24 protein-coding genes are annotated in these 25711 nt (G+C 67.5%); 13 read left to right on the top strand and 11 right to left on the bottom strand.

Annotated elements, in window-relative coordinates; all coding sequences use genetic code 11:
• The first annotated feature begins 55 nt into the window (after nucleotides 1–55).
• Nucleotides 56–2257 carry a penicillin acylase family protein gene (locus BLV57_RS12005; protein ID WP_091288708.1) on the top strand — a complete coding sequence of 734 codons (2202 nt, stop codon included), beginning with the start codon at nucleotides 56–58 and terminating at the stop codon, nucleotides 2255–2257.
• Nucleotides 2258–2432: 175 nt separating this feature from the next.
• Here BLV57_RS12005 and BLV57_RS12000 read toward each other — a convergent pair whose 3' ends face one another.
• Genes BLV57_RS12000 through BLV57_RS11990 form a run of 3 tightly spaced genes read right to left on the bottom strand, consistent with a single transcriptional unit; the run spans nucleotide 2433 to nucleotide 5875 of the window.
• Nucleotides 2433–3275, bottom strand: coding sequence for a transglutaminase family protein (locus tag BLV57_RS12000; RefSeq protein WP_091288707.1), 843 nt, complete (start codon nucleotides 3273–3275; stop codon nucleotides 2433–2435).
• The gene (locus tag BLV57_RS11995) at nucleotides 3272–4219 is read right to left on the bottom strand and encodes an alpha-E domain-containing protein (protein WP_091288706.1); all 948 of its coding nucleotides are present in this window, start codon (nucleotides 4217–4219) and stop codon (nucleotides 3272–3274) included. Before BLV57_RS11995 ends, BLV57_RS12000 begins: the two co-directional genes overlap by 4 nt.
• A gap of 12 nt (nucleotides 4220–4231) precedes the next feature.
• Nucleotides 4232–5875, bottom strand: coding sequence for a circularly permuted type 2 ATP-grasp protein (locus BLV57_RS11990; protein WP_091288705.1), 1644 nt, complete (start codon nucleotides 5873–5875; stop codon nucleotides 4232–4234).
• 156 nt (nucleotides 5876–6031) lie between these two features.
• On the opposite strand from BLV57_RS11990, the gene BLV57_RS11985 reads away from it, so the two are divergent.
• Genes BLV57_RS11985 through BLV57_RS11970 form a run of 4 tightly spaced genes read left to right on the top strand, consistent with a single transcriptional unit; the run spans nucleotide 6032 to nucleotide 11095 of the window.
• On the top strand, nucleotides 6032–6970 hold the full coding sequence (locus BLV57_RS11985) for an ABC transporter substrate-binding protein (protein WP_245757279.1): 939 nt from the start codon (nucleotides 6032–6034) through the stop codon (nucleotides 6968–6970).
• Nucleotides 6971–6994: 24 nt separating this feature from the next.
• Nucleotides 6995–7951, top strand: coding sequence for an amino acid ABC transporter permease (locus tag BLV57_RS11980; RefSeq protein WP_091288704.1), 957 nt, complete (start codon nucleotides 6995–6997; stop codon nucleotides 7949–7951).
• Nucleotides 7948–8724: an amino acid ABC transporter ATP-binding protein gene (locus BLV57_RS11975; RefSeq protein WP_091288703.1), complete on the top strand. Its 777-nt coding sequence runs from the start codon at nucleotides 7948–7950 to the stop codon at nucleotides 8722–8724. Before BLV57_RS11980 ends, BLV57_RS11975 begins: the two co-directional genes overlap by 4 nt.
• 55 nt (nucleotides 8725–8779) lie before the next feature.
• Nucleotides 8780–11095: an oxidoreductase gene (locus BLV57_RS11970; protein WP_091288702.1), complete on the top strand. Its 2316-nt coding sequence runs from the start codon at nucleotides 8780–8782 to the stop codon at nucleotides 11093–11095.
• A 43-nt stretch (nucleotides 11096–11138) separates the two neighbouring features.
• Here the strand turns inward: BLV57_RS11970 and BLV57_RS11965 are convergent, their stop codons facing one another.
• The gene (locus BLV57_RS11965; RefSeq protein ID WP_091288701.1) at nucleotides 11139–11555 is read right to left on the bottom strand and encodes a hypothetical protein; all 417 of its coding nucleotides are present in this window, start codon (nucleotides 11553–11555) and stop codon (nucleotides 11139–11141) included.
• 149 nt (nucleotides 11556–11704) lie between these two features.
• On the opposite strand from BLV57_RS11965, the gene BLV57_RS11960 reads away from it, so the two are divergent.
• The 5 genes from BLV57_RS11960 (at nucleotide 11705) to BLV57_RS11940 (ending at nucleotide 16763) form a co-directional block, all read left to right on the top strand.
• On the top strand, nucleotides 11705–12166 hold the full coding sequence (locus tag BLV57_RS11960; protein WP_091288700.1) for an SRPBCC family protein: 462 nt from the start codon (nucleotides 11705–11707) through the stop codon (nucleotides 12164–12166).
• Nucleotides 12167–12237: 71 nt separating this feature from the next.
• The gene (locus tag BLV57_RS43210; protein ID WP_176968570.1) at nucleotides 12238–12570 is read left to right on the top strand and encodes a hypothetical protein; all 333 of its coding nucleotides are present in this window, start codon (nucleotides 12238–12240) and stop codon (nucleotides 12568–12570) included.
• Nucleotides 12571–12820: 250 nt separating this feature from the next.
• The gene (locus BLV57_RS11950) at nucleotides 12821–14644 is read left to right on the top strand and encodes an NHL domain-containing thioredoxin family protein (RefSeq protein ID WP_091288698.1); all 1824 of its coding nucleotides are present in this window, start codon (nucleotides 12821–12823) and stop codon (nucleotides 14642–14644) included.
• 9 nt (nucleotides 14645–14653) lie between these two features.
• Nucleotides 14654–14986: a GroES family chaperonin gene (locus BLV57_RS11945; protein ID WP_091288697.1), complete on the top strand. Its 333-nt coding sequence runs from the start codon at nucleotides 14654–14656 to the stop codon at nucleotides 14984–14986.
• A 10-nt stretch (nucleotides 14987–14996) separates the two neighbouring features.
• Nucleotides 14997–16763, top strand: a complete 1767-nt coding sequence (locus BLV57_RS11940; RefSeq protein ID WP_245757278.1) for a VanW family protein — start codon at nucleotides 14997–14999, stop codon at nucleotides 16761–16763.
• A 65-nt stretch (nucleotides 16764–16828) separates the two neighbouring features.
• On the opposite strand, the gene BLV57_RS11935 is transcribed toward BLV57_RS11940, so the two are convergent.
• From BLV57_RS11935 to BLV57_RS11910, 6 genes are all read right to left on the bottom strand, one after another.
• Nucleotides 16829–17119 (bottom strand): GlsB/YeaQ/YmgE family stress response membrane protein, encoded by a 291-nt coding sequence (locus BLV57_RS11935; RefSeq protein ID WP_091288695.1) that lies wholly within the window; start codon nucleotides 17117–17119, stop codon nucleotides 16829–16831.
• 224 nt (nucleotides 17120–17343) lie between these two features.
• A complete protein-coding gene (locus tag BLV57_RS11930; RefSeq protein WP_091288694.1) occupies nucleotides 17344–17619 on the bottom strand; it encodes a GlsB/YeaQ/YmgE family stress response membrane protein in 276 nt (91 codons plus the stop codon).
• 121 nt (nucleotides 17620–17740) lie between these two features.
• On the bottom strand, nucleotides 17741–19585 hold the full coding sequence (locus BLV57_RS11925; protein ID WP_091288693.1) for an acyl-CoA dehydrogenase: 1845 nt from the start codon (nucleotides 19583–19585) through the stop codon (nucleotides 17741–17743).
• Between the two features lie 170 nt (nucleotides 19586–19755).
• The gene (locus tag BLV57_RS11920; RefSeq protein ID WP_091288692.1) at nucleotides 19756–20511 is read right to left on the bottom strand and encodes a response regulator transcription factor; all 756 of its coding nucleotides are present in this window, start codon (nucleotides 20509–20511) and stop codon (nucleotides 19756–19758) included.
• 237 nt (nucleotides 20512–20748) lie between these two features.
• On the bottom strand, nucleotides 20749–21294 hold the full coding sequence (gene mug / locus BLV57_RS11915) for a G/U mismatch-specific DNA glycosylase (RefSeq protein ID WP_091288691.1): 546 nt from the start codon (nucleotides 21292–21294) through the stop codon (nucleotides 20749–20751).
• A gap of 205 nt (nucleotides 21295–21499) precedes the next feature.
• Entirely contained in the window at nucleotides 21500–22144 is a 645-nt protein-coding gene (locus BLV57_RS11910; RefSeq protein ID WP_091288690.1) for a VanZ family protein, read from the bottom strand.
• 154 nt (nucleotides 22145–22298) lie between these two features.
• Between BLV57_RS11910 and BLV57_RS11905 the strand changes: the two genes are divergently transcribed.
• The 3 genes from BLV57_RS11905 to BLV57_RS11895 all read left to right on the top strand — a co-directional run bounded on the left by BLV57_RS11905 (nucleotide 22299) and on the right by BLV57_RS11895 (nucleotide 25260).
• On the top strand, nucleotides 22299–23084 hold the full coding sequence (locus tag BLV57_RS11905; protein WP_091288689.1) for an alpha/beta fold hydrolase: 786 nt from the start codon (nucleotides 22299–22301) through the stop codon (nucleotides 23082–23084).
• A gap of 104 nt (nucleotides 23085–23188) precedes the next feature.
• Nucleotides 23189–24886, top strand: a complete 1698-nt coding sequence (locus tag BLV57_RS11900) for a bifunctional metallophosphatase/5'-nucleotidase (protein ID WP_091288688.1) — start codon at nucleotides 23189–23191, stop codon at nucleotides 24884–24886.
• 38 nt (nucleotides 24887–24924) lie between these two features.
• Nucleotides 24925–25260 carry an MmcQ/YjbR family DNA-binding protein gene (locus BLV57_RS11895; protein WP_091288687.1) on the top strand — a complete coding sequence of 112 codons (336 nt, stop codon included), beginning with the start codon at nucleotides 24925–24927 and terminating at the stop codon, nucleotides 25258–25260.
• A gap of 63 nt (nucleotides 25261–25323) precedes the next feature.
• On the opposite strand, the gene BLV57_RS11890 is transcribed toward BLV57_RS11895, so the two are convergent.
• Nucleotides 25324–25707 carry a nitroreductase family deazaflavin-dependent oxidoreductase gene (locus tag BLV57_RS11890; protein WP_091289103.1) on the bottom strand — a complete coding sequence of 128 codons (384 nt, stop codon included), beginning with the start codon at nucleotides 25705–25707 and terminating at the stop codon, nucleotides 25324–25326.
• Nucleotides 25708–25711: the final 4 nt, after the last annotated feature.

The raw sequence follows: 25711 nt of genomic DNA, 5'->3' as shown, positions 1-25711 counted from the left end.
GAATCCACCGCAGCACGTCTTCACGGTACGAACCTCACACAGAAGGGGGAGCACTGTGCTGCTCCGAAAAAGCCTCATTCTGACTGTCGCGTTAGGACTGATCGGCGCCGTGCCTGCGACCGCGAGCCCGGCGCCGACGGTCATCCGATACACCGAATACGGGATTCCGCACATCGTCGCGAAGGACTACGAAAGCCTCGGCTACGGCCAGGGCTACGCGGCCGCCCGCGACAACCTGTGCGCCATCGAGGAAACCGCGCTCACCACCAGCGCGAGCCGGTCCGCCCAGTACGGTCCGGACGCGGTGCCGATCGGCATGCTGACCAGGGCGTCGACCAACCTTTCGAGCGACCTGTACTTCCAGCGCCTCAACGACAACAAGGTCGTCGACGGCCTTCTGTCCCAAGTAGACGGTGACATCCGCGATGCGGTTCGCGGTTATGCCAATGGTGTCAACAAGTTCCTCAAGGAAGCCACCGATCCCACTTGTAAGGCGTGGGCCAGGCCGATCACCGAGATCGACATCTACCGGCATCAATACGCGACTTCGCTGGCGTTCGGCCAGGGCGGCGAGGTCGACGCGATCACCGGCGCGCAGCCGGGCAAGGCGCCCGAGCCGGTGGACCCCGATTTCACCATCGGCAGCAACGCCATCGCGATCGGCGGTGCGGCGAGCGCCAACGGCCGCGGCATCTCGCTGGCCAACCCGCATTTGCCGTGGCAGGCCGGTTCGATGCGGATGTGGCAGTCGCAGCTGACGATTCCGGGCAAGCTCAACGTCATGGGTGTCGGCATGGCAGGCCAGCCGTTCTTGTGGATGGGCCACAACGAGACCGCCGCGTGGAGCGGCACGGCCACCGACGCGACCAGGACGTACACCCTGTTCAAGGTCAAGCTGGCTTCGTCGACTTCGTACCTTGTCGACGGCAGGCCCGAGCAGATGCGCCGCGACGACGTGACCGTCTCGGCGCGTCAGCCGGACGGCTCGCTCAAGCAGGTCACCAAGCCGCAGTGGTCGACGCGCTACGGTCCGGTCACGCGGTGGGAGGACGGCTTCGCGTACGCGTTCGCCGACGCCAACGCGCAGAACCTGAGGCTCACCAACACCTTGGCCGCGTTGGCCAAGGCAAAGACGGCCGACGCCATCATCGAAGCGACCCGCCGGACCCAGGGGCTGCCGTGGATGAACATCCTCGCCACCGACGACCACGGCAAGCTCGGCTACACGCAGACGCACTCGGCCCCGAACGTCACGGACGCCAAGGCGGCCCAGTGCAACACCAGCGCGTCCTTCCAGCGTGACGGGCTCGCCGTGCTCGACGGTTCCCGCTCGGACTGCGCGTGGGGCACCGATCGCGACGCGCTGCGGCCGGGTGTCTTCGGCCCGGCCAACCTGCCGGTTCTCAAGCGGGATGACTACTTCGAGAACTCCAACGACAGCTACTGGATCATGAACCCCGCACAGCCGCTCACCGGCTTCGCGCGCATCGTCGGCCCGGTCGAAACCGAGCGCAAGGCCCGCACCCGCGACGGCTTCACCGAGATCGCGGACCAGCTCGCCAAGGCGAAGTTCACCGGCCAGTCGATGCGCGACCTGATGTTCTCCAACAGGAACTACATCGGCGAGCAGGTCGCCGGCGACACGGTGAAGATGTGCCGCGAACTCGCGCTCGGCAAGGCCTGCGACGCGCTCGCGGCCTGGGACAAGCGCAACGACGTCGACAGCCGTGGCGTGCTGCTGTTCGACCGGTTCTGGGACCGCGCCACCGACAACGCCGATATCTGGCAGGTGCCGTTCGACCCCAAGGACCCGATCAACACGCCCAACACGCTCAAGACCGGCGATCCCAAGATCAGGCAGGCGCTGATCGACAGCGTCGCCGAGCTGAACGCGGGCGGCATCCCGCTGGACGCGAAGTGGGGCGACACACAGTACGTCACCCGGGGCGGCAAGCGGATCCCGATGAGCGGCGGCACGGCCAGGCTCGGCGTGTTCAACTCGATCGGCGGCGCCTGGGACCCCAAGCGTGGCTACACCGAGATGGTGCACGGCGCGACCTATCTGCACGTGGTGACGTTCGCCGGTCCCGGTCGTCCGGAAGCGAGCACCGTGCTCGCGTACTCGCAGTCGGCGGACCCGCGGTCGCCGCACTACAGCGACCAGACCGAGTTGTACTCGAAGAAGCAGTGGGTGAAGGAACGCTTCAGCGAACGTGACATCGCGGCCGGAACGGTCGAGCTGAAGATCCTCCGGTGAAAGCGCCTGGGTGCCGAGCGGCCACTCGGCACCCAGGCAGTGCGGAAGTCGCAACACCACGCCTCGCGGCGCGTCTTCACGGTACGAACCTCCGGGAGAAGGGTACAAGGTCGGGATAAAGCGGGCTTTATCCCGGGAAAAGCACCCGGGATAAAGCCCGCTTTATCCCGCCTGCTCACGCCAGGCGGGTCAGGCTCACCGAAACGTCCAAACTGGACGTTCCACCGCCGGTGAAGATCCCCTTCAGTGGCGCGACATCCGCGTAGTCACGGCCATAGGCGACCCAGACGTGCCGCGGCCCCACCGGGATCGCGTTCGTCGGGTCGTGCGCCCACCAGCCGCCGGTCCACACGTCGACCCAGGCATGGCTCTCGCCCTGCACGGTCTCGCCGAGCTTCGCCTCCGGCCGGGTGTGCAGATACCCGGACACGTACCGCGCCGGCACGCCGATCGCCCGCAGCATCACCAGCGTGACGTGCGCGTAGTCCTGGCAGACGCCCTCGCGAGCCTTCCAGGCGTCCGTCGCCGTGCTGTGCACACCGGTCGTGCCCGGCTGGTACTTCAGCTGCGAATGGACCCAGTCGGACACCGCGAGCACCGCGTCGGCCGGATCCTTGCCTTTGCGTAGATCACGGGCGACGGCCGCGAGTTCGCGGTCGTTGGGCGTGTAGTCGGTCGGGGTGAGGTACTCGGTCCGGTGGTCGATGACGTTCTCCGACCGCAGGTCCTTCCAGGTCGCCGTGCGGATCGGCTCCGCCTCGTCCGCCGTCTCGACCACCGAGGTGCCGAGCACGGTGAACTGGGTGTGCGGCGCGTGGAGGTCGAAGGAGGTGACGACCGTGCCCCAGTAGTCGGTGTACCGGTACGCACGGGTCGCTGGCGTCGTCTCGATCCTGGTCGCGACCGTGTTCTGCCGCCGGTCCGAGCGCGGGGTGAGCCGCGCCTCGTTGTACGACTGCATCGCGGGGGTCTCGTAGTGGTAGCCCGTCTTGTGGACCACCCGTACCTGCCAGCTCACAGTGAAACCTCCGCGCCGCTCCAGGCCACCCACGGTGCCGAGTGGAAGTACTGCACCGAAACGGCCTCGCCGACGTCTCTGATCGTGGTCTGCAGCGAGGCGAGCCGTTTCGGCAGGTCCTCCAGCAGGTCGGACGGCTTCAAGAACTCCAGCTCACTGCGGGCCCGGCCGAGCAGCCGCAGCGCCTCGGACTTCTCGTGGGTGCGGCTTTGGACGCCCGTGTCCAGCTCGTCGAGGCACTCCTCGGCCTGCCGCAGCGCGTGGAACACCGAGCGCGGGAAAAGCGTGTCCCGCAACAGGAACTGCACGACCCGGCCCGCATCGAGCGCACCACGGTAAGTGCGCAGGTAGGTGTCCTGCGCGCCCGCCGACCGGAGCACGGTGACCCAGCCCGGCGAGGACGCGCGGTCCTGCACCCGCGAAAGCAGCAGCCGCACGACCATGTCCGCGCGTTCGACGGACCGGCCGAGCACCATGAACCGCCAGCCGTCGTCGCGGCTCATCGTGGAGTCGGCGAGCCCGGCGAACATCGCGGCGCGTTCCTCCACAAAGGACAGGAACGAGTGCGGCCCGGCCCTGCGGGCGTACCGCTGCCGGTCGGGGACCGCGTTCCACGTGGCGTTGAGGCATTCCCACAGCTCGGTCGAGACGACCTCGCGCGCGCCACGCGTGTTCTCGCGCGCGGAGTTGATCGAGCCCACGATCGACGCCGGATTGTCCTTGGCGTAGGCGACGAGTTCGGTCAGTTTCCACACATCGAGTGAGTCGGTTCCCTCGGTCTGGATACCGAGCACGGCCAGTAGCTGACGGCTGGCGTGGTCGGGGTCGACGCTCGCGTCTTCGAGCAGCTGGTGCACCGAGACGTTGAGGATGCGGGAGGTGTCGTCGGCTCGTTCGACATACCGGCCGATCCAGTAGAGCGATTCCGCGTTACGTGCTAGCACAAACCCGCCTCCTTACTGCTGTTGCTGCTGCTGTTGCTGGGAACTGGTCAGCTCTGGCCCCTGCTCGGCCGTCAGGCCGTCGACGGCCGAAGCGCCGAGCGCCGGCTGTTCCAGTTCGCGTTCCGCGGTCGACGTCCGCGCCGCGAGCACCCAGGTGTCCTTGGAGCCACCGCCCTGCGACGAGTTGACCACCAGGCTGCCCTCCGGCAGCGCGACCCTGGTCAGGCCGCCGGGCAGCACGAAGATCTCCTTGCCGTCGTTGACCGCGAACGGCCGCAGGTCGACGTGCCTCGGCGCCAGCCTGTCGTCCACTTTGGACGGCACGGTCGACAGCTGCACCACCGGCTGCGCGATCCAGCCGCGCCGGTGCGCCTTGACCTTGCGCCGGATCGTGGCGAGCTCGCTCGCCGAGGCCTCCGGCCCGAACACGATCCCGTAGCCGCCCGACCCTTCGACCGGCTTGATCACCAGCTCGTCGAGGTGGTCCATCACGTAGTCGAACTCGTCGGGCAGCCAGCACCGGTACGTGTCCACATTGGGCAGCAGCGGCTTCTCGTTGAGGTAGTACTTCACCATCTCCGGCACGTAGGTGTAGACGAGCTTGTCGTCGCCGACGCCGTTGCCGACCGCGTTGGCGATGACAACGTTGCCTGCCCGCGCCGCGTTGAGGATCCCGGCGACGCCGAGCACCGAGTCCGGCCGGAAATGCACCGGGTCGAGGAACTCGTCGTCGATGCGCCGGTAGATGACGTCGACCGGCCGCTCGCCCTCGGTCGTGCGCAGGTAGACGACATTGTCACGGCAGAACATGTCGCGGCCTTCGACCAGCTCGACGCCCATCAGCCGCGCCAGCAGCGAGTGCTCGAAGTAGGCCGAGTTGGCCACACCCGGCGTCAGCACGACGACCATCGGGTCCGCGACGTTCGGCGCGGCCGCCGCACGCAGCGCGCGCAGCAGATGCGACGCGTAGTCGCCGACCGGGCGCACCCGGTGCTGCACGAACAGGTCGGGGAACACCCGCGCCATCGTCCGGCGGTTCTCCATCACGTAGGACACACCGGACGGATTGCGGAGATTGTCCTCCAATACCCGGAATGTGCCTTCCTCGTCGCGCACCAGGTCGACGCCGGACACGTGGATGCGTACGCCGTTGGGCGGATTGATGCCGAACGCCTCGCGGTGGAAGTGCTCACACGAGGTGATCAGCCGCCTCGGCAGCACACCGTCACGCAGGATCTGCCGGTCGCCGTGGATGTCGGCGAGGAACGCCTCCAGCGCGCGTACCCGCTGAGCGACACCCCGCTCGATCTTGGTCCACTCGGCCGTCGTGATCACCCTGGGCACCAGGTCGAGCGGGAACGGCCGCTCCTGCCCCGACAGCGAGAAGGTGATCCCCTGATCCACCATGGCGCGGTCGATCGCGGTCGAGCGGGCGGACAGATCACTCGCGTCCAGCCCGGAGATCGACTCGTACAGCGCGCGATACGGCGTGCGCACGGTGCCGTCCGGCGCGAACATCTCGTCGAACGCGCCCGCGTGCGGACGATCCGGCGCTAAGTAGCCGTCGAACTGGGCGCCGGGATGACCATTGCGCCGCGCTCGCGCCGGTCGGGCCCGGCGTCCCCCTGGCGGCAGCCGAGGCGTCGTGTTGTTCATGGTTATCTCTACCTCACCCGGCCGGGTCGACGCGACACCCAGAGTTGCCAAAGGCCCCGGCTGAAACTGGCCCGTAACGTCGAGGTGCTGTGCTGTCCGTCCGATGAGTGGCAGTATGCGTGCTCTCGGCTGGTGAGAACTACTAGGAGTGACACTGTGGCGCGTCCAACCCATCTGAAAGCGTTCGCCCTGCTTCCGGCGTTCGCACTCGTCGGCATGAGCGTGGCGTGTGGCGCTGGCGGATCAGGAGCGGGCGAGGCGCCCAAGTCCAGCGCGCCCGCCGGCACCAGTGCCGCGGCTGACGCGGGCACCGTCACCAAGGACGACAAGCTCGCCGCGCTGGTGCCGGACGACATCAAGAAGGACGGCAAGATCCTGGTCGGCCAGGACCAGAGCTACCCGCCCAACGAGTTCGTCGACGACAAGGGCGTGGTCACCGGGTTCGACGTCGACTTCGGCACCGCGATCGCGAAGAAGCTCGGCCTCGACATCACGTTCGAGAACGCTGCTTTCGACGGCATCATCCCCGGTATCGGCGCCGGTAAGTACGAGCTGGCACTGTCGTCGTTCAGCATCAACGCCAAGCGGCTCGAGACCGTCGACATGGTGTCGTACTACAAGGCGGGCACCTCGCTGGCCGTGCTGAAGGGCAACCCGGACAAGCTCAACCTCGACGACCTGTGCGGCAAGAAGATCGCCGTGCAGAAGGGCACCGTCCAGGTCGACGACCTCGACGCGCGCTCCAAGAAGTGCACCGAGGCCGGCAAGCCCGCGATCGAGCCGACCCAGCTGCAGGCGCAGACTGATGTGAACCTGGCGCTGACCTCGAAGAAGGTCCAGGGCGAACTGGCCGACTCCCCGGTCATCGACTACGCGGTCAAGCAGACCAACGGCCAGCTCGAAGCCGTCGGCGCGCCCTACGACACCGCGCCGTACGGCATCGTGCTCAAGAAGGCCAACGGCGACTACGCCAAGGCGGTCCAGGGTGCGGTCCAGGCGCTGATCGACGACGGCACCTACAAGAAGATCCTCGACAAGTGGGGCCTGTCGCAGGCGGGCGCCGTTACCAAGTCGGAGATCAACCCGGCCTCCTGAGCCTGACGTTAGGACGAATTTCTCGTGGTAAGCACGTCCGGGGCGGCGGGGGTTTCCGACCCGCCGCCATCAGATGCCGAGCCCATCAAGGCCATTCCGGTCCGGCACTACGGCCGGTGGGTCGCCGGTGTGGTCATCGTGTTCCTGGCGTTCATCGTCATCAGGAGCGTGGTCACCAACTCGAACCTGAACTGGCCGATCGTCGGCGAATACCTGTTCAACGATCGGATCCTGCGCGGTCTGCAGAACACGCTGCTGCTGACGGTGATCTCGATGATCATCGGCATCGTCGGTGGTGTGCTGCTGGCCGTGATGCGGCTTTCGCCGAACCCGCTGACCTCCGGCGCGGCGGCCGTCTACATCTGGCTGTTCCGCGGCACGCCGCTGATCACCCAGCTGCTGGTGTGGAACTACCTCGCGTTCGCGTACCCCCGGCTCGGGCTCGGTATCCCCTTCGGTCCCGAGTTCATCAGCTGGGACACCAACCAGCTGATGACGCAGTTCTCCGCGTCACTGCTCGGGCTCGGACTGAACGAGGCCGCGTACATGGCCGAGATCGTCCGAGGCGGCATCCAGTCGGTCGACGGTGGTCAGCTGGAAGCGGCCAGCGCACTCGGGATGAAGCGCACGACGACCTTGCGGCGGATCATCCTGCCGCAGGCCATGCGCGTGATCATCCCGCCGACCGGCAACGAGACGATCGCGATGCTCAAGACCACGTCATTGGTCGTGGTCATCGGGTACTTCGAGCTGATGGTGGCGGCGCAGACCATCTACGCGCAGAACTTCCAGACCGTGCCACTGCTCATCACAGCGGCGATCTGGTACCTGTTCCTGACCTCGATCCTGACGGTCATCCAGGTTCAGATCGAGCGGCACTACGCGCGAGGGACCTCGCGGATGATCGATGACAAACAGCGATGGGCCACGCGGATGCTCGGATTCCGGCTCGGTTCCGCGGGTAAGGGTGGTGCCTCGTGACCCCGGTCGTTTCGGCACAAAAGATCTGCAAGAGCTTCGGCAGGCTCGACGTCCTCAAGGGTATCGACCTCGAGGTCCACGAGCGCGAGGTGCTCTGCCTGATCGGCCCGTCCGGCTCAGGCAAGTCGACGCTTCTCCGGTGTATCAACCACTTGGAGAAGATCGACGCGGGCCGCCTGTACGTCGACGGTGTGCTCGTCGGCTACCGGCAGCGCGGTGACAAGCTGCACGAGCTGCGCGAGAACGAGGTCGCCGAGCAGCGCAAGGACATCGGCATGGTGTTCCAGCGCTTCAACCTCTTCCCGCACATGACCGCGCTGGAGAACGTCACCGAGGCGCCCATCCAGGTGCGCAAGGAGCCGAAGGCGAAGGCGCGCCAGCGTGCGATGGAACTGCTCGACCGGGTCGGGCTCGCCGACAAGGCGAAGAACTACCCGGCGCAGCTGTCCGGTGGTCAGCAGCAGCGCGTCGCCATCGCGCGGGCGCTGGCCATGGAGCCGAAGCTGATGCTCTTCGACGAGCCGACGTCCGCATTGGACCCGGAGCTCGTCGGCGACGTGCTGGCGGTCATGCGCCAGCTGGCCAAGGACGGCATGACCATGGTCGTGGTCACGCACGAGATGCAGTTCGCCAAGGAGGTCGCCGACACGGTGGTCTTCATGGACGGCGGGGTCGCCGTCGAAACCGGGCCCGCGGCCCAGGTCATCGGCAATCCGCAGCACGAGCGCACCAAGGCCTTCCTGGCCAGGGTGCTCAATCCGAACGAAAACTGACGCGGGCTTCGGGAAAAGCGGGACCCGTCCCGCTTTTCCCGGCTAGCCTGGCGGCGTGCTGACGGACAACGGGTCGCCGCCGCTCGACCCCTTCGCGGGCGTACCCGACCGGCGGTACGAGGTCAAGGCGACCGATCTGCTCAAACCGTTCGTCGAGCCGGGCAACGGCGGCATCCTCCGCTGGCGCAAGCAGGCCACCAACGCCCCGATCGTCCAGGTCGAAGACGCCTACATCACCGGCGTGCTGGACCTGCGCGCCGCCGACCTCGAGTACCTCTTCCGCTTCGAGCGCTGCCGCTTCGAGCATCCGCCGGACGTCCGCGAGGCGACACTGCTCGGGCTGGTCTTCCGCAAGTGCTGGCTGCCCGGCCTCAAAGCGCGCAACCTGCGCAGCCGCAACGACGTGCGCCTGATCCGCAGCCGCGTCGAGGTCGATCGTGACGACCGCGAGATCGAGGAGACCACCGTCCAGCGCGGTGACGACCGTGAGCGCGGCATGCCCAACGCGGCGGTCAACTTCACCGACGCGGTCATCGAGGGCTCGATGGTCCTCACCCGCACCGAGATCTCGCATCAGCACGGCAAGGCGATCCAGGCCGACCGGCTCACCATCAACGGCGCGCTGCTCGCGTACCGGATGGTCGCGAACGGCGAAGTCCGCGTACCCGGCATGAAGACCGGCGGTAACGTCAACTTCTCCGGCGCTTCGCTGAACAATCCCGACGGCTTCGCGCTCAACGCCAACGGTGTGCAGATCGGCGGAAGCCTGCTGTGCGAGGTCGACAACTACGGGCCGGCCGCGCAGCGCAAACGCTTCTCCTGCAACGGGATCCTGTACCTGCCGAGCGCTCGGGTCGGCAGTGACATCGTGCTGCGCGAGGCCAAGCTCGGCGTCAACCAGTACGGCCCGATCGTGGTCGACCAGTGGAAGTCGAACGATCCGTACCTCGACCCCCGGCCCGCGCTCGTCGCTGACCGGCTGCGCGTCGACGGCAATCTCGAACTCAGCGACGGCCTGCAGGCACTCGGCACGTTGCGGATGGTCAACGCGCATATCGGCGGCTCGCTGCGGCTGGCGGGCGCGGAGGTCAAGGTCGCGCGCGGCAAGCGCGTGCCGTACTACGACCGCGCGATCCACCTCGACGGCAGCCAGATCAACGGTGACATCGAGGCGACCAGCCTGCGCGTGCCGGTCGGCCAGGTCCGGCTCTCCGACGTCACGGTCGGCGGCAGCGTGCTGGCCTGGAACGCGATGTTCCTGCACCCCGAACGTGACGCGTTCGCCGCGCGCCGCACCAAGGTCGCCGGCAACTTCAACCTGACCGACGCGACCATCCAGGGCACGCTGCGGCTGCAAGGCGCCGACATCGGCGGCTCGATCAACCTCTACGGCACCCGCGTGACCCAGCCCGGCGTCCGCCCGACGACGAGTTACTCGGTCGACGTCCGCACCGCCCGCGTCGGCCGCGACCTGGTGCTCACCGAGAACAAGGACCGCCCGTTCATCGCCGAGGGCGGCGTGAACATGGACGGCTGCGCGGTCGCCAGGCGCGTCGACCTGCGCGGCGCCGAGATCGGCTCGCTCAGCCGCGACGGCATCGCGGTCGACGCCTCCGACGTGCGCGCCGACGAGTTCGTGCTCACCCCGGCGACCCCGCCGGCCGGCCGGTTCCTGCTGCGCCGCGCGCACTGCGGCACCTTGGGCGACAACGAGAACTTCTGGGCCTCGACCGGCGGCATCGAGCTCGACGACTTCCGCTACGACGCGCTCAAGGTCTCCCCGAAGGTCGATGACGACGACGCGTTGAACCGCCGCATCCACCTGCTGCGCCACGCGCTCGACGGGTATCGCCCCGGCCCGTACGACCAGCTGTCCGCGACACTGCGCGCGAGCGGAAACGAAGAGCACGCCTCGACGGTCTCGCTCAAGAAGCAGCAGTTCCGCTACGAGGCGCTGGCCAGCGGTTTCAAGATCTTCGGCCCCGGCGTGAAGCTGTGGAGCTGGCTGCAGCGCTCGATGGTCGGCTACGGCTACCGGCCGGTGCGCGCGCTCGGCTGGCTGCTGACGATCCTCGCGATCGGGAGCCTGTGGTTCGGCCTCGGCTCGGATGACTGTGTCCATGCGCCGAAGGACACCTATTCGGTTTCCGGCCCGCGGTGCGCGATCAACCGCGACGACACCGGCCTCGAATGGAACCCGGTCTGGTACACCGCCGACCTGATCGTGCCGATCGTCGATTTCGGCAACAAGTCCCGCTGGTACATGCATGGCGCCGACAAATGGGTCGCCGCCGGGATCACCGCGATGGGCTGGATATTGGCGACGACGATCGCGGCGGGTGTGAGCCGCATGCTCAGACGCAACAATTAGCGAAATGGGGCGCGGGAGAACCCGCGCCCCATTCACGTTTCGACTAGACGATGCCGCAGCTGAAGTCCACCTGTCCGGTGAGGGTGCCCATCGTCTGCACTCGGATCTTCGGGTTGGCGAGGTTGTTGCCCCACGGCCGCGTGATGCCGATGTGCGGGGTGTTGTTCGTCAGCGGGATGGACTTGAACCACTGCCCCTGGTTCGCGCCGTCGATGTAGAAGACCTCGAGCGCGATGGCGTCACCCTGTACCTTTTGGACCTCGTACTTGATGTTCGCGCCGTTGAAGCCGATCACGCTGGTCGAGCTCTTCAGTTCCTGGGCGAACCCGATCGGAATCACTCCGCCGCCACCACAGCCCATCACGTTGACCTCGGTCCAGTGGCCTTCGGCGGCGTTCGCCGGAACGGCGCCCGCGCCCAGCATGAATACCGCGGAAAGCAGAAGCAGAATGCGTTTCATATTCACTATCTCGCCCCGATCTTGGTTTTCTCTTGACGAAGATCGACAGTGTCAGTGCATCCGCTTGGCGTAAAGTCATTTCAGGCAGGCTTGAAATCGCCGAATTCGGCAAGATTCTTTATTTTGGGCCGGCCGTGCATACTGCCGGTATGTCAGCACCGGATGCCACTGGGACCATCACCGTCAACGCCGCTCCCGAAAGTGTCTACGCACTGGTCAGCGACCCGGCCGCGCTCGCGGCACTCGCCGAGGAATACGCGGGCCACCGCTGGCTCGACGGCGCGTCCGCCCCGGCCGTCGGCGCCCGCTTCCGCGGCAGCAACCGCCGAGGTTTCCGCAGGTGGAGCACCCTGAGCACGATCACGGACGCCGCGCGGGACCGCTTCGCCTTCGAGGTCACCTCCTTCGGCCTCCCCGTCGCCCGCTGGCAATACGACATCGAGCCGACCGGCGAAGGCTGCGTGGTCACCGAAAGCACCTGGGACCGCCGCCCGGCCTGGTGGCGTTACCCGACCTCCCTCGCCACCGGCGTCTGGCGCCGCGCCGAGCAGAACCGCGCCAACATCGAGACCACCCTCGCCCGCTTGAAATACCGCGCAGAAGGGGCGTAACGGACACGAATGGCCTAACGATAAGAGGTCCGACAAACCACACTGGGGAAAGACCTTTCATCATGCGCCTCTTGCTGCCCACTGCCATCCTGACCTGCGCTCTAGCGCTCTCGGCCTGCTCATCCGAGCCGCCGCCCGCCCCTCAGTCGCCCCCGGCCCCGTCAAGCTCGGCCGCGCCTACGACCTCGGCCTCCGCTTCGGCTGAGCCGACGCCCACCGCCGAGCCGACCCCGTCCCCGACCAAGACCACGACGGCCAAGCCCAAGGCGGCCAAGCGCACCGAGACCGAAGCCGAGCGCATCACCCGCGAAGCCAAGGAGCGCCAAGAGCGCCAGGTCAAGGAGACCCCCTTCCCCGACCCGCCCGAGGCCACCAAGCCCCACTACCCGGGCGGCGAAGGCTAAACCTCGGTCGGACGACGCACCTTGGCACGTGACAAGGGCCGCCCTTGCAACGCTCTGGGTTACAAGGGCCACCCTTGTCACCCAGACTGCGCCCCGGCCAGGTGTAGACCGCCGAACCCGAACAAACGGGCCTACACCGTGATCAACCCTCAGTAGACCGCCATTTGCCGTCTCCTCCCGCAGGGTGAGCTTTTTCTCTCGACCGGTGGATCTCGGAACAGCACTCGACCGGGTGTAGTTCACTTGGTCCGTGACTACCCCTCGACCGCAGTCCCGAGTCCGTGCCCCCGAACTCACCGGTGATGTCTGGCTGAACACCGGCGGTAAGCAGCTCAAGCTGGCCGAGCTGCGCGGACGCATTGTCCTGCTGGACTTCTGGACCAGCGGTTGCGTGAACTGCCTGCACGTTCTCGACGAGCTACGCCCGCTGGAGGAGCGGTTCGCGGACGTGCTGGTGACCATCGGCGTGCACTCGCCGAAGTTCCTGCACGAGGGCGAGGCACGGGCCATCGAGGCGGCCGTGCGGCGGTACGAGGTGCATCACCCGGTGCTCAACGACCCGGAGATGGTCACGTGGTCCCAGTACGCGGTGAAGGCTTGGCCGACGCTCGTCATCGTCGACCCCGAGGGGTACGTCGTCCACGTCGCCGCGGGTGAAGGGCATGCCGAGGCGCTGAAGCGGGTCATCGAGGACCTCGTCGCCAAGCATGAGGCCAAGGGCACGCTGCGCCGCGGCGGCAGCCCGTACGTGCCCGCCGAGGAGCAGAAGCACGAACTTCGCTTCCCCAGCAAGGCGGTGGCGACCGCCGAGGGCCGGATTCTGGTGGCGGACACCGGAAATCACTCGATCGTCGAGTTCGCGTCCGATGGCGAGACCGTGATCAGGCGGTTCGGCAGCGGTAAGCGCGGCGCGCAGGACGGGCCGTTCGATCTCGCGAGCTTCACCGAACCCGCCGGGCTCGCGCTGCTGCCCAACGACGTCGCCGAGCGCGCCGGGTACCACGTGGTCGTCGCCGACACCGCCGGGCATCTGCTGCGGGGCATCGATCTGCGGACCGGTGAAGTGTCCACTGTGGCCGGTACCGGCAAGCAGTGGCGCAACGGCCCCGACAGCGGCAAGGCGCTGGAGGTCGACCTCACCAGCCCGTGGGACGTCGCGTGGTGGGCGCCTGCGGGCGGCATCGTGATCGCGATGGCCGGTAACCACACGCTGAGCCTGTTCGACCCGGTCGGCGGCGGTATCGAGCGGTTCGGCGGCACGACCGTCGAGGGGCTCAAGGACGGCCAGCTCGGCGAGGCGTTCTTCGCGCAGACGTCCGGGTTCGCGGCCGCGCCGGACAAGCTCTGGCTCGCCGACGCCGAAACCTCGGCGCTGCGCTGGCTCGACACCGAAGGCAACGTCCACACGGCCATCGGCACCGACCTCTTCTCCTTCGGCCACGTCGACGGCGACGCCGAAAGCGCGCTGCTGCAGCACCCGCTCGGACTGGCCGTGCTCGACGACGGCCGGATCGCCATCGCCGACACCTACAACGGCGCGATCCGCCGGTACGACCCGCTCACCCGCGAGGTCTCCACGCTCGCGACCGGCCTGGCCGAGCCGCAAGGCCTGCTCCTGCACGAGGGCACGCTGCTGGCGGTCGAGTCGGCCGGGCATCGGCTGACCCCGGTGGCCACCGAGGTGACCAGCGTCGCCGGTGACGCGCACGCCGTGCGCCGCCCGCCGACCGTGCTCGCGCCAGGTGAGCTCGAGTTCACCGTCGTGTTCACCCCGCCGCCCGGCGAGAAGCTGGACGACCGCTACGGCCCGTCGACCCGGCTGGAGATCAGCGCGTCGCCGCCCGAGCTGCTCGTCGAGGGTGGTGGCGCCGGCACCGACCTCGTCCGCCGCATCAAGCTCGCGGAGGGTCACGCCGAGGGTGTGCTGCAGGTCGTCGCGCAGGCCGCGAGCTGTGACAGCGGCGCCGAGCACCCCGTCTGCCGCGTGACCAGGCAGGACTGGGGCGTCCCGCTGCGTTTCGCCGCCGATGGTGAACAGGCCCTCACGCTGGTGATGGCGGGCACGCCCCGCTGACTCAGTACGATGACCCGCGTGTCAAGTACACCCAAGCTCGAAATTCAGATGCTGAACGATCGCGTACTGGTGCGGCTGTCACCCGAAGAGGGGGAACGGCGGAGCAGCGGGGGGATCGTGATCCCGGCGACCGCTCAGGTCGCGCGCAGGCTCGCTTGGGGTGATGTACTGGGCGTGGGCAACAGCGTGCGCAACGTGAAGGTCGGCGACCGCGTGCTCTTCAACCCGGAAGACCAGTTCGAGGTCGAGCTCCGGGGTGAGGGGCACCTCGTCATGCGCGAACGGGACATCCATGCCGTCGCGACCGAACTCACCGAACAGGGCACCGGGCTGTATCTATAGGGAGGTCCCGGTGCGGGATGAGCCAGTCGACGATCTGGCGCTGGTCGACGAGCTCTTCAAGGCGGAGCCGGTACCGCTCCCGCCGACGCACCGGGTGGTGGTCCGCCGCCGGATCGGCCGGATCTGCATGATCACCGGCGGCATCCTCGGCCTGCTCGTGCTCGCCTATATCGCGGACCTGGTGGCCAGCATCGGCGATGTCCCGCGCGGGGTCACCGTGGCGGGCGTCGAGGTCGGCGGGCTCGGCCACGCGAACGCGGAAGCCAAGCTGCGCAGGGAACTCCAGCCCCGGCTCGTCCAGCCGGTGGCCATCACCGCGGGCGACGCGAGCGGCACGCTCGACCCGCCCAAGTCCGGCCTCGGCATCGACTGGCCCGGCACGCTCGCGCAGGCAGGGCATCAGCCGCTGAACCCGGTCGACCGCGTGCTCGCGTTCTTCCGCAAGCGCGAAGTCGGCGTCGTCGCGAAGGTCGACCAGGATCTGCTGACCCGGTCGGTCACCAAGCTGGCGGCCCAGTTCACCCGTGATCCCGTCGAAGGCGGCATCGGCTTCCGTGAGACGCCCGACCGGGTCGAGGCGTACGCGATCGAGCCGCGCCCCGGCCAGGCGCTCAGGGACATCGACGGCGCCGTCAGCGTCGTCAAGGACGAGTGGCTCGGTCATGGCGGCGTGCGGCTCGGCGTCGAGCCGTCACCGGTGAAGGCGACGACGGAAGGCGTGCACCGCGCGCTCGACCAGATCGTCACACCCGCGCTCGCGTCGCCGATCACCGTGCACGGCGATGGACAAGATTTTCCTTTGATGCCAACAGATCTCTCGCACGCGCTGAAGTTCGAAGCCCGTGAGGGCGGCACGCTCGACGTGCTGATCGACCAGCCCTCGCTGGAAAAAACGTTGCAGCCGCAGCTCGCCGTCACCGAAAAACCCGGCAAGGACGCGCAATTCGTGTTCGGGACCGGCGCGCCCGCGATCGAACCGGCCGAGGACGGCCGGAAAGTGGACTGGGCCAAGACTTTCGAGCCGCTCGCCGAGGTCATGAAACGCGCCGACGGCCGCGAGCTCACCGCCGTGTACGCCGCCAACCCGGCCGCGCTCACCACCGACGCGGCGGGTGCGCTCGGCATCAGCGAGGTCGTCGGCGAGTTCACCACGAGCGGCTTTTCCGGCCCTGCCGCGACGAATATCGGCGCGCTGGCGGCGAAGGTGAACGGCATGATCGTCAAGCCAGGCGACACGTTCAGCCTGAGCGCGCTCGGATCGCCTGGCTATGTCAACGCGCCACTGAACGAGGACGGCACCGGGCCGATCGTGGTGGGCGGCGGTGTTTCCCAGTTCGCGAGCACGCTGTACAACGCGGCTTATCTGGCGGGGCTGACCGACGTTTCGCACGTCACCCACGACTACTACCTCGACCGGTACCCGGCGGGCCGCGAGGCCAAGATCCTGAACGCCGACGGCTCGGGCGCCGACCTGAAGTTCGGCAACGACGGGACGAGCGGGGTCGCGATCCAGGCTTACGCGGGCGGGTCGTCGGTGACCGTGAAGCTCTGGGGTACCAAGAGGTTCCGCGTCGAAGGCAGCGCGGGCGGGCAGAGCGACGTGATCGAAGCGCCGGTCCAGTACGGCTCGGGTGACGGCTGCCAGCCGTCCGCCGGAGTACCTGGGTTCACCACCTCGGACACGCGGGTGGTGCGCGAGATCGGGACAGGGCAAGAGGTTCGCCGCGAGACCAGGGTGGTCCGATACCAGCCCCGCGCGGCCATGGTTTGCGGGTAGGACCGGGATTTAGCGGGCTTTATCCCGGGAAAAGCGCCCGGGATAAAGCCCGCTAAATCGCGGGGTCAGGAGGTCTTCTGGCCGCCCTTGATGCCCGCGTAGACGCCTGCCGCGGCGATGACGCCGATGACGGCCGCGCCGACCTGGAACGCGTGGCGGATCCAGTCGATGCCGTTGGTGTGCCGCACGCCGAAGACGCCGGCGAGCCAGTTACCGATGAACGCCGCGACGATGCCGACCACGATCGTCAGCCACATCGGGATCTTCTGGTCGCCAGGCGCCAGCATCCGGCCGATGACACCCAGGATCAGGCCGACCACGATCGTCGTGATGATGCCCCAAATTCCACCGAGCATGGCAACTCCTTCGTCAAGGAAAACCCCACGGTGACACCGATCCGGCGAGACCGCGCCCCGAAGTCGCCCGACCGGGTGAGCCCCTCGCCGGTGATAGCCCGAAAGCCACTTTCGTCAGATGAGACCTGACGAAAGTGGCTTTCGGGCTTCGGGCAACCGAGGGGTGGGCACAAAAAACACTGACCGGCCCGCCTCTCGGCGGACCGGCCAGGTACCTGGAGAAGTCAGCGTGTGACGCCTCGGCGTCCGTACATGTTCGCCACCAGGATCACGCCGACAGCGGCGATGCCGATCTGGGTGAACAGTTCGAGCCAGTCGAAACCGTCGGTGTCCGCGTAGCCGAGGCCGCGGGCGATCGCCGTGCCGATGAAGGCGGCGACGATACCGACGATGATCGTCAGCCAAAGCGGGATGGCCTGCCTGCCGGGTGCGGCCAGCCTGCCCAGCAGTCCGATGATGAGGCCGACCACGATGGCGGTGATGATGCCGGTGATAGTCATCGAAGCTCCTTTGAGTGGCCCTCGTTGGGGTGCGAAACCACAGGTACCCAGAAGAATCCCCGCCAAACACGAAAAACCCCTCACCCGATCCGGGTGAGGGGTTTTCGCTGCTACGTCAGTGTCAGTAAGAAGACTCGTCGACGTCCATGAGCTCGTTGTCGGCGTTCTCGACGATCGCGCGGCGCGCGGTCAGCTCGGGCAGCACGCTCTTCGCGAAGAAGGACGCCACGGCGATCTTCCCGTTGTAGAACGCGACGTCCTTGTCGGAGGCGCCCGCGTCGAGCTTCTTCAGCGCGACCTCGGACTGCTTGAGAAGCTGCCAGCCGACGAGCAGGTCACCGAAGGACATCAGCAGGCGGACCGTGTGCTGGCCGACCTTGTTGATGCTCTGCGGGTCCTCCTGCGAGGCGGTCAGGTAGCCGATCAGCGAGCCGAGCATGCCCTGCGTGTCCTCGACGGCCTGCTTCAGCAGCGCGCGCTCGCTCTTGAGACGCCCGTTGCCCGCCTCGGACTCCAGGAACTTCGTGATCTCGCCGGCCACGAACGCGACGGCCTGGCCCTGGTCGCGGACGATCTTGCGGAAGAAGAAGTCCAGCGACTGGATGGCCGTGGTGCCCTCGTACAGCGAGTCGATCTTGGCGTCGCGGATGTACTGCTCGATCGGGTAATCCTGCAGGAAGCCCGAACCGCCGAGGGTCTGCAGCGACTGCACGAGCTGCTCGGTGGCGCGCTCGGAGCCGACACCCTTGACGATCGGCAGCAGCAGGTCGTTGACCCGCTCGGCCAGCTTGATCTCCTCGGGCGTACCGTCCTGCGTCCACACGCGGTCCTGGAACGACGCCGTGTACAGGTACACCGCGCGCAGGCCCTCGGCGTACGCCTTCTGCAGCATGAGCGACCGGCGCACGTCCGGGTGCTTCATGATCGTGACGCGCGGGGCGGCCTTGTTCAGCATGTTCGGCAGGTCGGCGCCCTGCACGCGCTCCTTGGCGTACTCCAGCGCGTTCAGGTAGCCGGTGGACAGCGTGGCGATGGCCTTGGTGCCGACCATCATCCGGGCGTACTCGATGACCTGGAACATCTGCGCGATGCCGTCGTGCACCTCGCCGAGCAGCCAGCCCTTGGCGGGCGTGCCGTGCTGGCCGAAGGTGACCTCACAGGTGGTGGACGCCTTGATGCCCATCTTGTGCTCGACGTTGGTGACGAAGGCGCCGTTGCGCTCGCCCAGCTCACCGGACTCGGAGTCGAAGTGGAACTTCGGCACGAGGAACAGCGACAGGCCCTTGGTGCCCGGCTTGGTCTCGATGCCGGGACCCTCGGGGCGCGCCAGCACCAGGTGCATGATGTTCTCGGTCAGGTCCTGGTCGCCGGACGTGATGAACCGCTTCACGCCGTCGATGTGCCAGGAGCCGTCCTCCTGCTGGGTGGCCTTGGTGCGGCCCGCGCCCACGTCCGAACCGGCGTCCGGCTCGGTGAGCACCATGGTCGCGCCCCAGCCGCGGTCGATCATGAGCTGCGCCCAGCGCTTCTGCTCTTCGGTGCCGTTGTTGTGCACGATCATCGCGAAGCTGGGGCCCGCCATGTACATGTACAGCGGCGGGTTCGCGCCCAGGATCAGCTCGGACGCGGCCCAGACGACGGTCGGCGGGATGCCGAGGCCGCCCAGCTCGTTGTTCAGGCCGAGACGCCACCACTCACCCTCCCAGAGGGCCTGGTAGCTCTTCTTGAACGACTCGGGCAGCTTGGCCGAGAACGTCTTGGGGTCGTAGACGGGCGGGTTGCGGTCGGCGTCGGCGAAGGACTCGGCCAGCGCGCCGGTCGCCAGCTTGTTCAGCTCCGCCAGCAGGTCGCGGGCGCTCTCCTCGTCGGAGTCCTCCAGTACGCCTTTACCCAGCTTGTCTTGAACGTTCAGCACCTCGAAGAGGTTGAACTCCAGATCGCGGACGTTGCTCTTGTAGTGGCCCATGGCGTCTCTCCGTTTAGGGATCAGTGCCGGCCGGGAACCTCGCCGTGGGAAGACCCTTACTCGCCGGTAACTTCAGGATATTACCTGTCGGTAACCGGCGGCAAGCCCGACCCTCTTCAGTGTTGCGCAGATCGCCCGATCGAGACCCGCAATAGGGGGTGGACCAGGGGTCAACGAGGGGCTGGTGCTGTTACGGCCTGGTTAAGCGGGGTGACGTTATGTGCGTCATCGGGCGCGGTGACGAGGATTCCGCTGCGGAACGCGATGGTCACCGCGTGCGTGCGATCGCGCGCGGAAAGCTTGCGCAGGATGCTCTTGACGTGTGTGCGGACGGTCTCCACCGAAAGAAAGAGCAGCTTCGCGATCCCGGAGTTCTCCAGGCCCTCCGCGATGAGCTGCAGCACCTGGTACTCGCGCCGCGACAGCGGCATCCGGGGCAGCGGGACGCGGCCCTCGGCCGACGGGCGCTTGAGCCTGCCGAGCAGCGCGGCGAACGTCGGGTCCAGGTAGCGGCGGTCGGCATGCGCTCGCCGGATGGCTTCACTGAGCCGTTTCGGGTCGATCGCGCGCGGCACCAGCGCGTGCGCGCCAGCGGCGATGGCCTGCGCCAGGTACTGCGGCGCGCGGTTGCTGTCACGGACCACCAGCACGACCACCAGCGCCGGGTCGCCCGCGCAGAGCAATCTCGTCAGGTGGCAGTTCGGGTCGAGCGCGGAGTCGAGCAGCGCGACATCCGGGTGCAGCTGCTCGGCGAGCTGCATCGCGCCGTGCTGGCTCGACGCCTGGCCGAGCCAGTGCATGCCGTGCGTCCGGTGGACGAGGCCTGCCAGGCCGTCGCGGAAGATCGGGACCGGATCGATGGCGGCCACCCCGAGGCTGCGCCCGAGCACGGTCGGGACTGATTGCACGTTCGTCGGCTGGACCATGTGATCTCCGTCTCCACACGCCGCCACCCTGTGCTCGCACGTCCCCAGTGCTCGCCCGGTCCCCCTGCGGACCGGTCAGGAATGACACCTCGTGCTTGTTAGGACCCATCTTCGATCATCTTGTGACGGGGTTTGGCGCACTTAGTTGCATCGGGCGAACCTGCGCCACTCTCCGTAGAAATCGGCCCTGAAATGCCCGTTCCCGGTCATCGGAACGTCCTGTGTGGACGGCGGATGCTACTGAGAGTTGATCACCGCGGTACGCAGACGGCCGAACTCCTCGGCCAGTCCGGCCGGGGTCCAGTGGGCGTTGAGTCCGCTTGGATTAGGCAAAACCCAGAGCCGGGTGTCGCCGATTCGCTCGTCTTGTGGGCCGACGACGGCCCTCGGACGGCTGAAAGCGGTCCGGTAGGCAGTGATTCCCACCACAGCGAGCCAGTTCGGTCGGAATTCACGCATCTTCGCGGCCAGCTGCTCGCCGCCTTCGCGCAGCTCCTGCTTGCTCAACTCGTCGGCGCGGGCGGTGGTCCGCGCGACCACGTTGGTGATGCCGATGCCCAGTTCGAGCAGCTCGTGCTGCTCGCCGGGGTCGAACTTGCGCGGGGTGAATCCGCCGCCGTGCAGTGCGGGCCAGAAGCGATTGCCCGGCCTGGCGAAGTGGAAGCCCATGGCCGTCGAGTAGAGGCCGGGGTTGATCCCGGCGAAGACCACGTCCAAGCCCGGGGCGAGGAGGTCGTCGAGCAGCTTGCCGCGGGCCGCTTCGAGTTCTTCCTTGCTGGGCATTGACCAAGTTTGGCAGGGGGTGGCCAACCGCCCACGCGGTGCGTACGCTGTGTGATTCCGCGCACAACGTCGTACACGGGGGTTCGTCTTGCAGCTGGCACTGATCCTCGGCCTCGTCGGGTTGATCTTCGCGGTCGCCATCACCTTCGTGGCCTTGGAAGACAAGCGCGCCGCACGGCGCGAGGCCGTGCGGCGGCAAGCCCGGTTAGCGCGCCTGGGCGAGGTGGACCCGCTCGCGCCGCACCGGCTGCGGGTGGACGGTTGAAGTGCTGGTGGCGCGGAAGGCCAGCAGCATCGCGGCCAGCACCCAGCCGAGCATGGCGCCGAAGGTGTTGGTCATGAGGTCGTCGACGTCGAAGATCCGGTAGACGAACGGCGCGGTGCCGAAGTTCGCGCTGAGCTGGGTGAGCTCGATCAGCAGCGAAGCGGTGAAACCGATCGCCATCGTGCCGACGAAGCCGCGCTTCCACATCAGCCTGGCGAACAGGCCCAGCGGCACGAACAGTAGGACGTTCATCGCCGCCTGCTGGAAGGTCTGCGTGGTGAACCAGTGCGCGGCGGAGAGCCCGTGCTTGACCAGTTCGGTGTGGATGTCCTCGATCCACTGGAACGGGTGCAGCTGCACGGTCTGCTCGAGCCGCTTGCTGTGCGGGCCGGGCAGCGGCAGCAGGACCACCGCGACCGCCATGCTCGCGTAGAGCGTGACCATCGCCGTCTTGGCGATCCGGAGGGCCTGCGGACGGCCGTAGCGGGAGACGTGCACGATCAGCTGCGGGACGAGGATCGTCGTCCAGACCGCGGCGAAGATGAGCAGCCCGTAGGTGAGAGCAGTGACCTGTGCGTTCGTCATGACACTGAACTTATGGATCTTGGACCTGCGTATCTTCGGTCGAATAGTCCATGGTCAGAGCCGGTGATCGGCCATTCGGCCGAGGTGCTCCACGGCCGATCGGCCACCCGCGAGGGTGGTGGTTTTACCTGTTACCAGCGGTTACGCTCATTTGATGGACGACGTCGTCTACACCCGCGCTGGCCAGGGCGAGCCGCTGGTGCTGATCCATGGGGTCGGCCACCGCAGGCAGGCATGGGACCCGGTGCTGCCGCTGCTCGCGAAGCACCGCGACGTGATCGCCGTCGACCTGCCGGGGTTCGGCGAGTCACCGCCCCGTGACGACGCGTACGGCGTCGAACCGGCGCTGCGGCTGTTCCGCGAGTTCTTCGCCGACCTCGGTCTCGGACGGCCGCATGTCGCGGGCAACTCGCTCGGCGGCCTGCTCTCGCTGGCGCTCGGCCAGGCGGGCCTCGTCCGCAGTGTCACGGCGCTTTCCCCGGCCGGGCTGTGGACATACGCGCAGCAGCGCTACGCGATCGGCATGCTCCGCACGCACTATCACCTGGCGCGGCGCATCCCCGACCGGTTCGGCCGCAGGCTGGCGTCGAGCGCGGCGGGGCGGACGGTGGTCAGCGGGATGATCTTCGACAAGCCCGCGCGGGTCAGCCCCGAGGTGATCTTCGACGACATGCGCGCGTTCGGCTCGGCCGCCGGGTTTTTGCCGACGGTCGCGCTGACCAAAGGCCGGGGCTTCCGGTTCGAAGGCCCGGTGCCTGACGTCCCGGTGACGATCGCGTGGGCGCAACGCGACCGGATTCTGGCGCGGCCACGTGCGGCCGAATTGCGGAAGATGTGCCCTCAGGCACGGTTGCTCGTATTGCCCGGTTGCGGACACGTGCCGATGAGTGACGATCCGGAATTGGTCACTCGCGTTCTGCTAGACGGCAGTGACGTTTGAGCAAATTCCGCCGAATTCCTCTGGTGGATCACTGAGCGGGAAGGCAGACTCCTGCGCCGGTGCACGCCCATTCGGGTCATGGGGCGTCCGAATTCGGAGGAAGAATGCTTATTTCCAACCGGCTGAAGCGCGCTGTCGCGGTGCTGGGGGTCGCGCTCACCGCGGGCGCGCTCGTCGCCACGCCGGCGTCGGCCTACGGCAGCCCGACCACTGACGTCCGGCTCATCGCCTTCAACGACCTGCACGGCAACCTCGAGCCGCCATCCGGCTCGTCCGGCCGCGTGGTGCTGTCGGATGGCAAGACCGTCGACGCGGGCGGCGCCGCTTTCCTGGCGACGCACGTGAAGCAGCTCCGTGCCCAGGTCCGCAATTCGCTGGTCTTCTCGGCGGGCGACAACATCGGCGCGTCGCCGGTGATCTCGGCGCTGTTCCACGACGAGCCGACCATCGAGTTCATGAACAAGCTCGGCGTCAAGGCGTCGGTCGTCGGCAACCACGAGTTCGACGAGGGTTACGCCGAGCTCAAGCGCATGCAGTTCGGCGGCTGCCACCCGGTCGACGGCTGCCAGTTCCACGACCCGTTCCAGGGTGCGAACTTCCCGTTCCTCGGCGCGAACGTCACCTTCGAGAAGAGCGGCCTGCCCGCGGTGCTGCCGTTCAGCATCGAGTTCTCCGGCGGTGTCCCGATCGGCGTCATCGGCGCCACGCTGAAGGACCTGCCGTCGGTCGTCACGCCGGAGGCCATCAAGGGCCTCAAGTTCGGCGACGAGGTGCAGGCGATCAACCGCACGTCGGCGCTGCTCGAGCTGTTCGGCATCAAGGCGCAGGTCGTGCTGATGCACCAGGGCGACGGCACCGAGACCGCAGGCCCCGACGACTGCAAGCTGCGCCCCGGCCCCGCCAAGGTGATCGCCGAGAGCGTGACCCCGCGCGTCGACGCGTTCTTCACCGGCCACAGCCACCAGCAGTACAACTGCGTCGTCACCGACCCGGCAGGCAACCCGCGTCCGCTGATCCAGGGTTCCTCGTTCGGCCGTCTCCTGTCGGTCATCGACCTGAAGATCAACCTGCGCAGCCGCGACGTCGTCCGTTCGGAGACCAAGGCGCACAACGAGATCGTCACCCGCGACGTCACCCCGGACGCCGACGTCCAGGCGCTGGTCGCCGAGGCCAAGACCAAGGCGGCCCCGATCGCCAACCGCCAGGTCGGCACCATCACCGCCGACCTCCCCGCGGCGGGCACCGCCACGGGCGAGTCGCTGCTCGGCGACGTCCTCGCCGACGCGCAGCTGGCGGGCACCCTGACCAACGGCGCGCAGATCGCGATGACCAACCCCGGCGGCATCCGCGCCGACCTGCTGTTCAAGTCCTCGCCCAACGGTGAGGGCGACGGCGTGGTCACCTACGGCGAGGCGTTCACCGTCCAGCCGTTCGCGAACATCATGCAGACGATCACGCTGACGGGCTCGGGTCTGAAGGCCGTGCTGGAGCAGCAGTGGCAGGGCAGCATCACCCGCATCCTGCAGATCTCGAACTCGCTGCACTACTCGTACGACCTGTCCAAGCCGATCGGTTCGCGCATCTCGAACCTGACGCTCAACGGCACCCCGATCGACCCGGCGGCGTCGCTGCGCGTTTCGGTGAACAACTTCCTCGCCGCGGGTGGTGACGGCTTCACCGAGCTCACCAAGGGCACCAACCTGGCAGGCGGCCCGGTCGACCTGGACGCGCTGCTCGCCTACTTCGCGGCGAACCCCGGCATCACCCCGCCGGTGCCCAACCGCATCACCAAGATCGGCTAGCTCCGCTTTTTCCAAGACGCGCGGGTGACAATGGACCCATGCCTACCTGGGAAGACGTTGTCACCCGCGCGCTCTCACTACCCGAGGTCACGGTCTCGACCTGGTACCGCACCCCGGCCCTGAAGGTCGCGGGCAAAGGCTTCGCCCGCCTCCGCACCGAAGCCGAGGGCGGCCTGGTCCTCATGTGCACCCCCGACGAAAAGGCCGCCTTACTGGCCTCGGGCGACCCGGCCTTCTACACGACCCCGCACTACGACGGCCACGCCTCGATCATCGTCGACCTCGCCCACGTCGACCCACCCCACCTCTACGAACTCCTCGCAGAGTCGCACCGCCTCAAATCCCCGCCCAAACTCCGCGCCACCCTCACCTGATCCGCGTGTCGTCCATCTGTGCACGCGTGTCGTCCATCCAGGTACGCGTGTCGTCCATCCACGCTAGTGACGCCGCGCCTTCAAATACATAAAGTCAGCCACGTCAACGGCTTTGAGAATCTGCCGAACCCCAAACGGCATGGCCCCGCGCGACTCGTCACGCACCAGGCGCGGCTCGCTGACGGCGTAGGTCTTCCGTCGCGTGATCAGCTGACCGCCGCCGTTCACGAGGACGTTCTTGACCCAGTCCGTGTCCGGCCCGTACGTCAGCGCGAGCACGAACCCGTCTTCCGCGCGGAACACGTTGACCGGAGTCCGGTACGTGCGCCCGGACTTCCGGCCTTGGTGTTCGACGAGTCCCATCCACGGCAGCCAGCCCGCGATGTGCCGGGCGATCTTGTTCGTCGCCACTCGGTTGAATCGCGCAAGCCGCTTCGGAAGGACCATGCGG

The organism is Amycolatopsis xylanica, from assembly GCF_900107045.1.
In the GTDB taxonomy this organism is placed as follows: Bacteria; Actinomycetota; Actinomycetes; order Mycobacteriales; family Pseudonocardiaceae; genus Amycolatopsis; species Amycolatopsis xylanica.
This window is presented reverse-complemented; position numbering and strand designations above follow the sequence as displayed.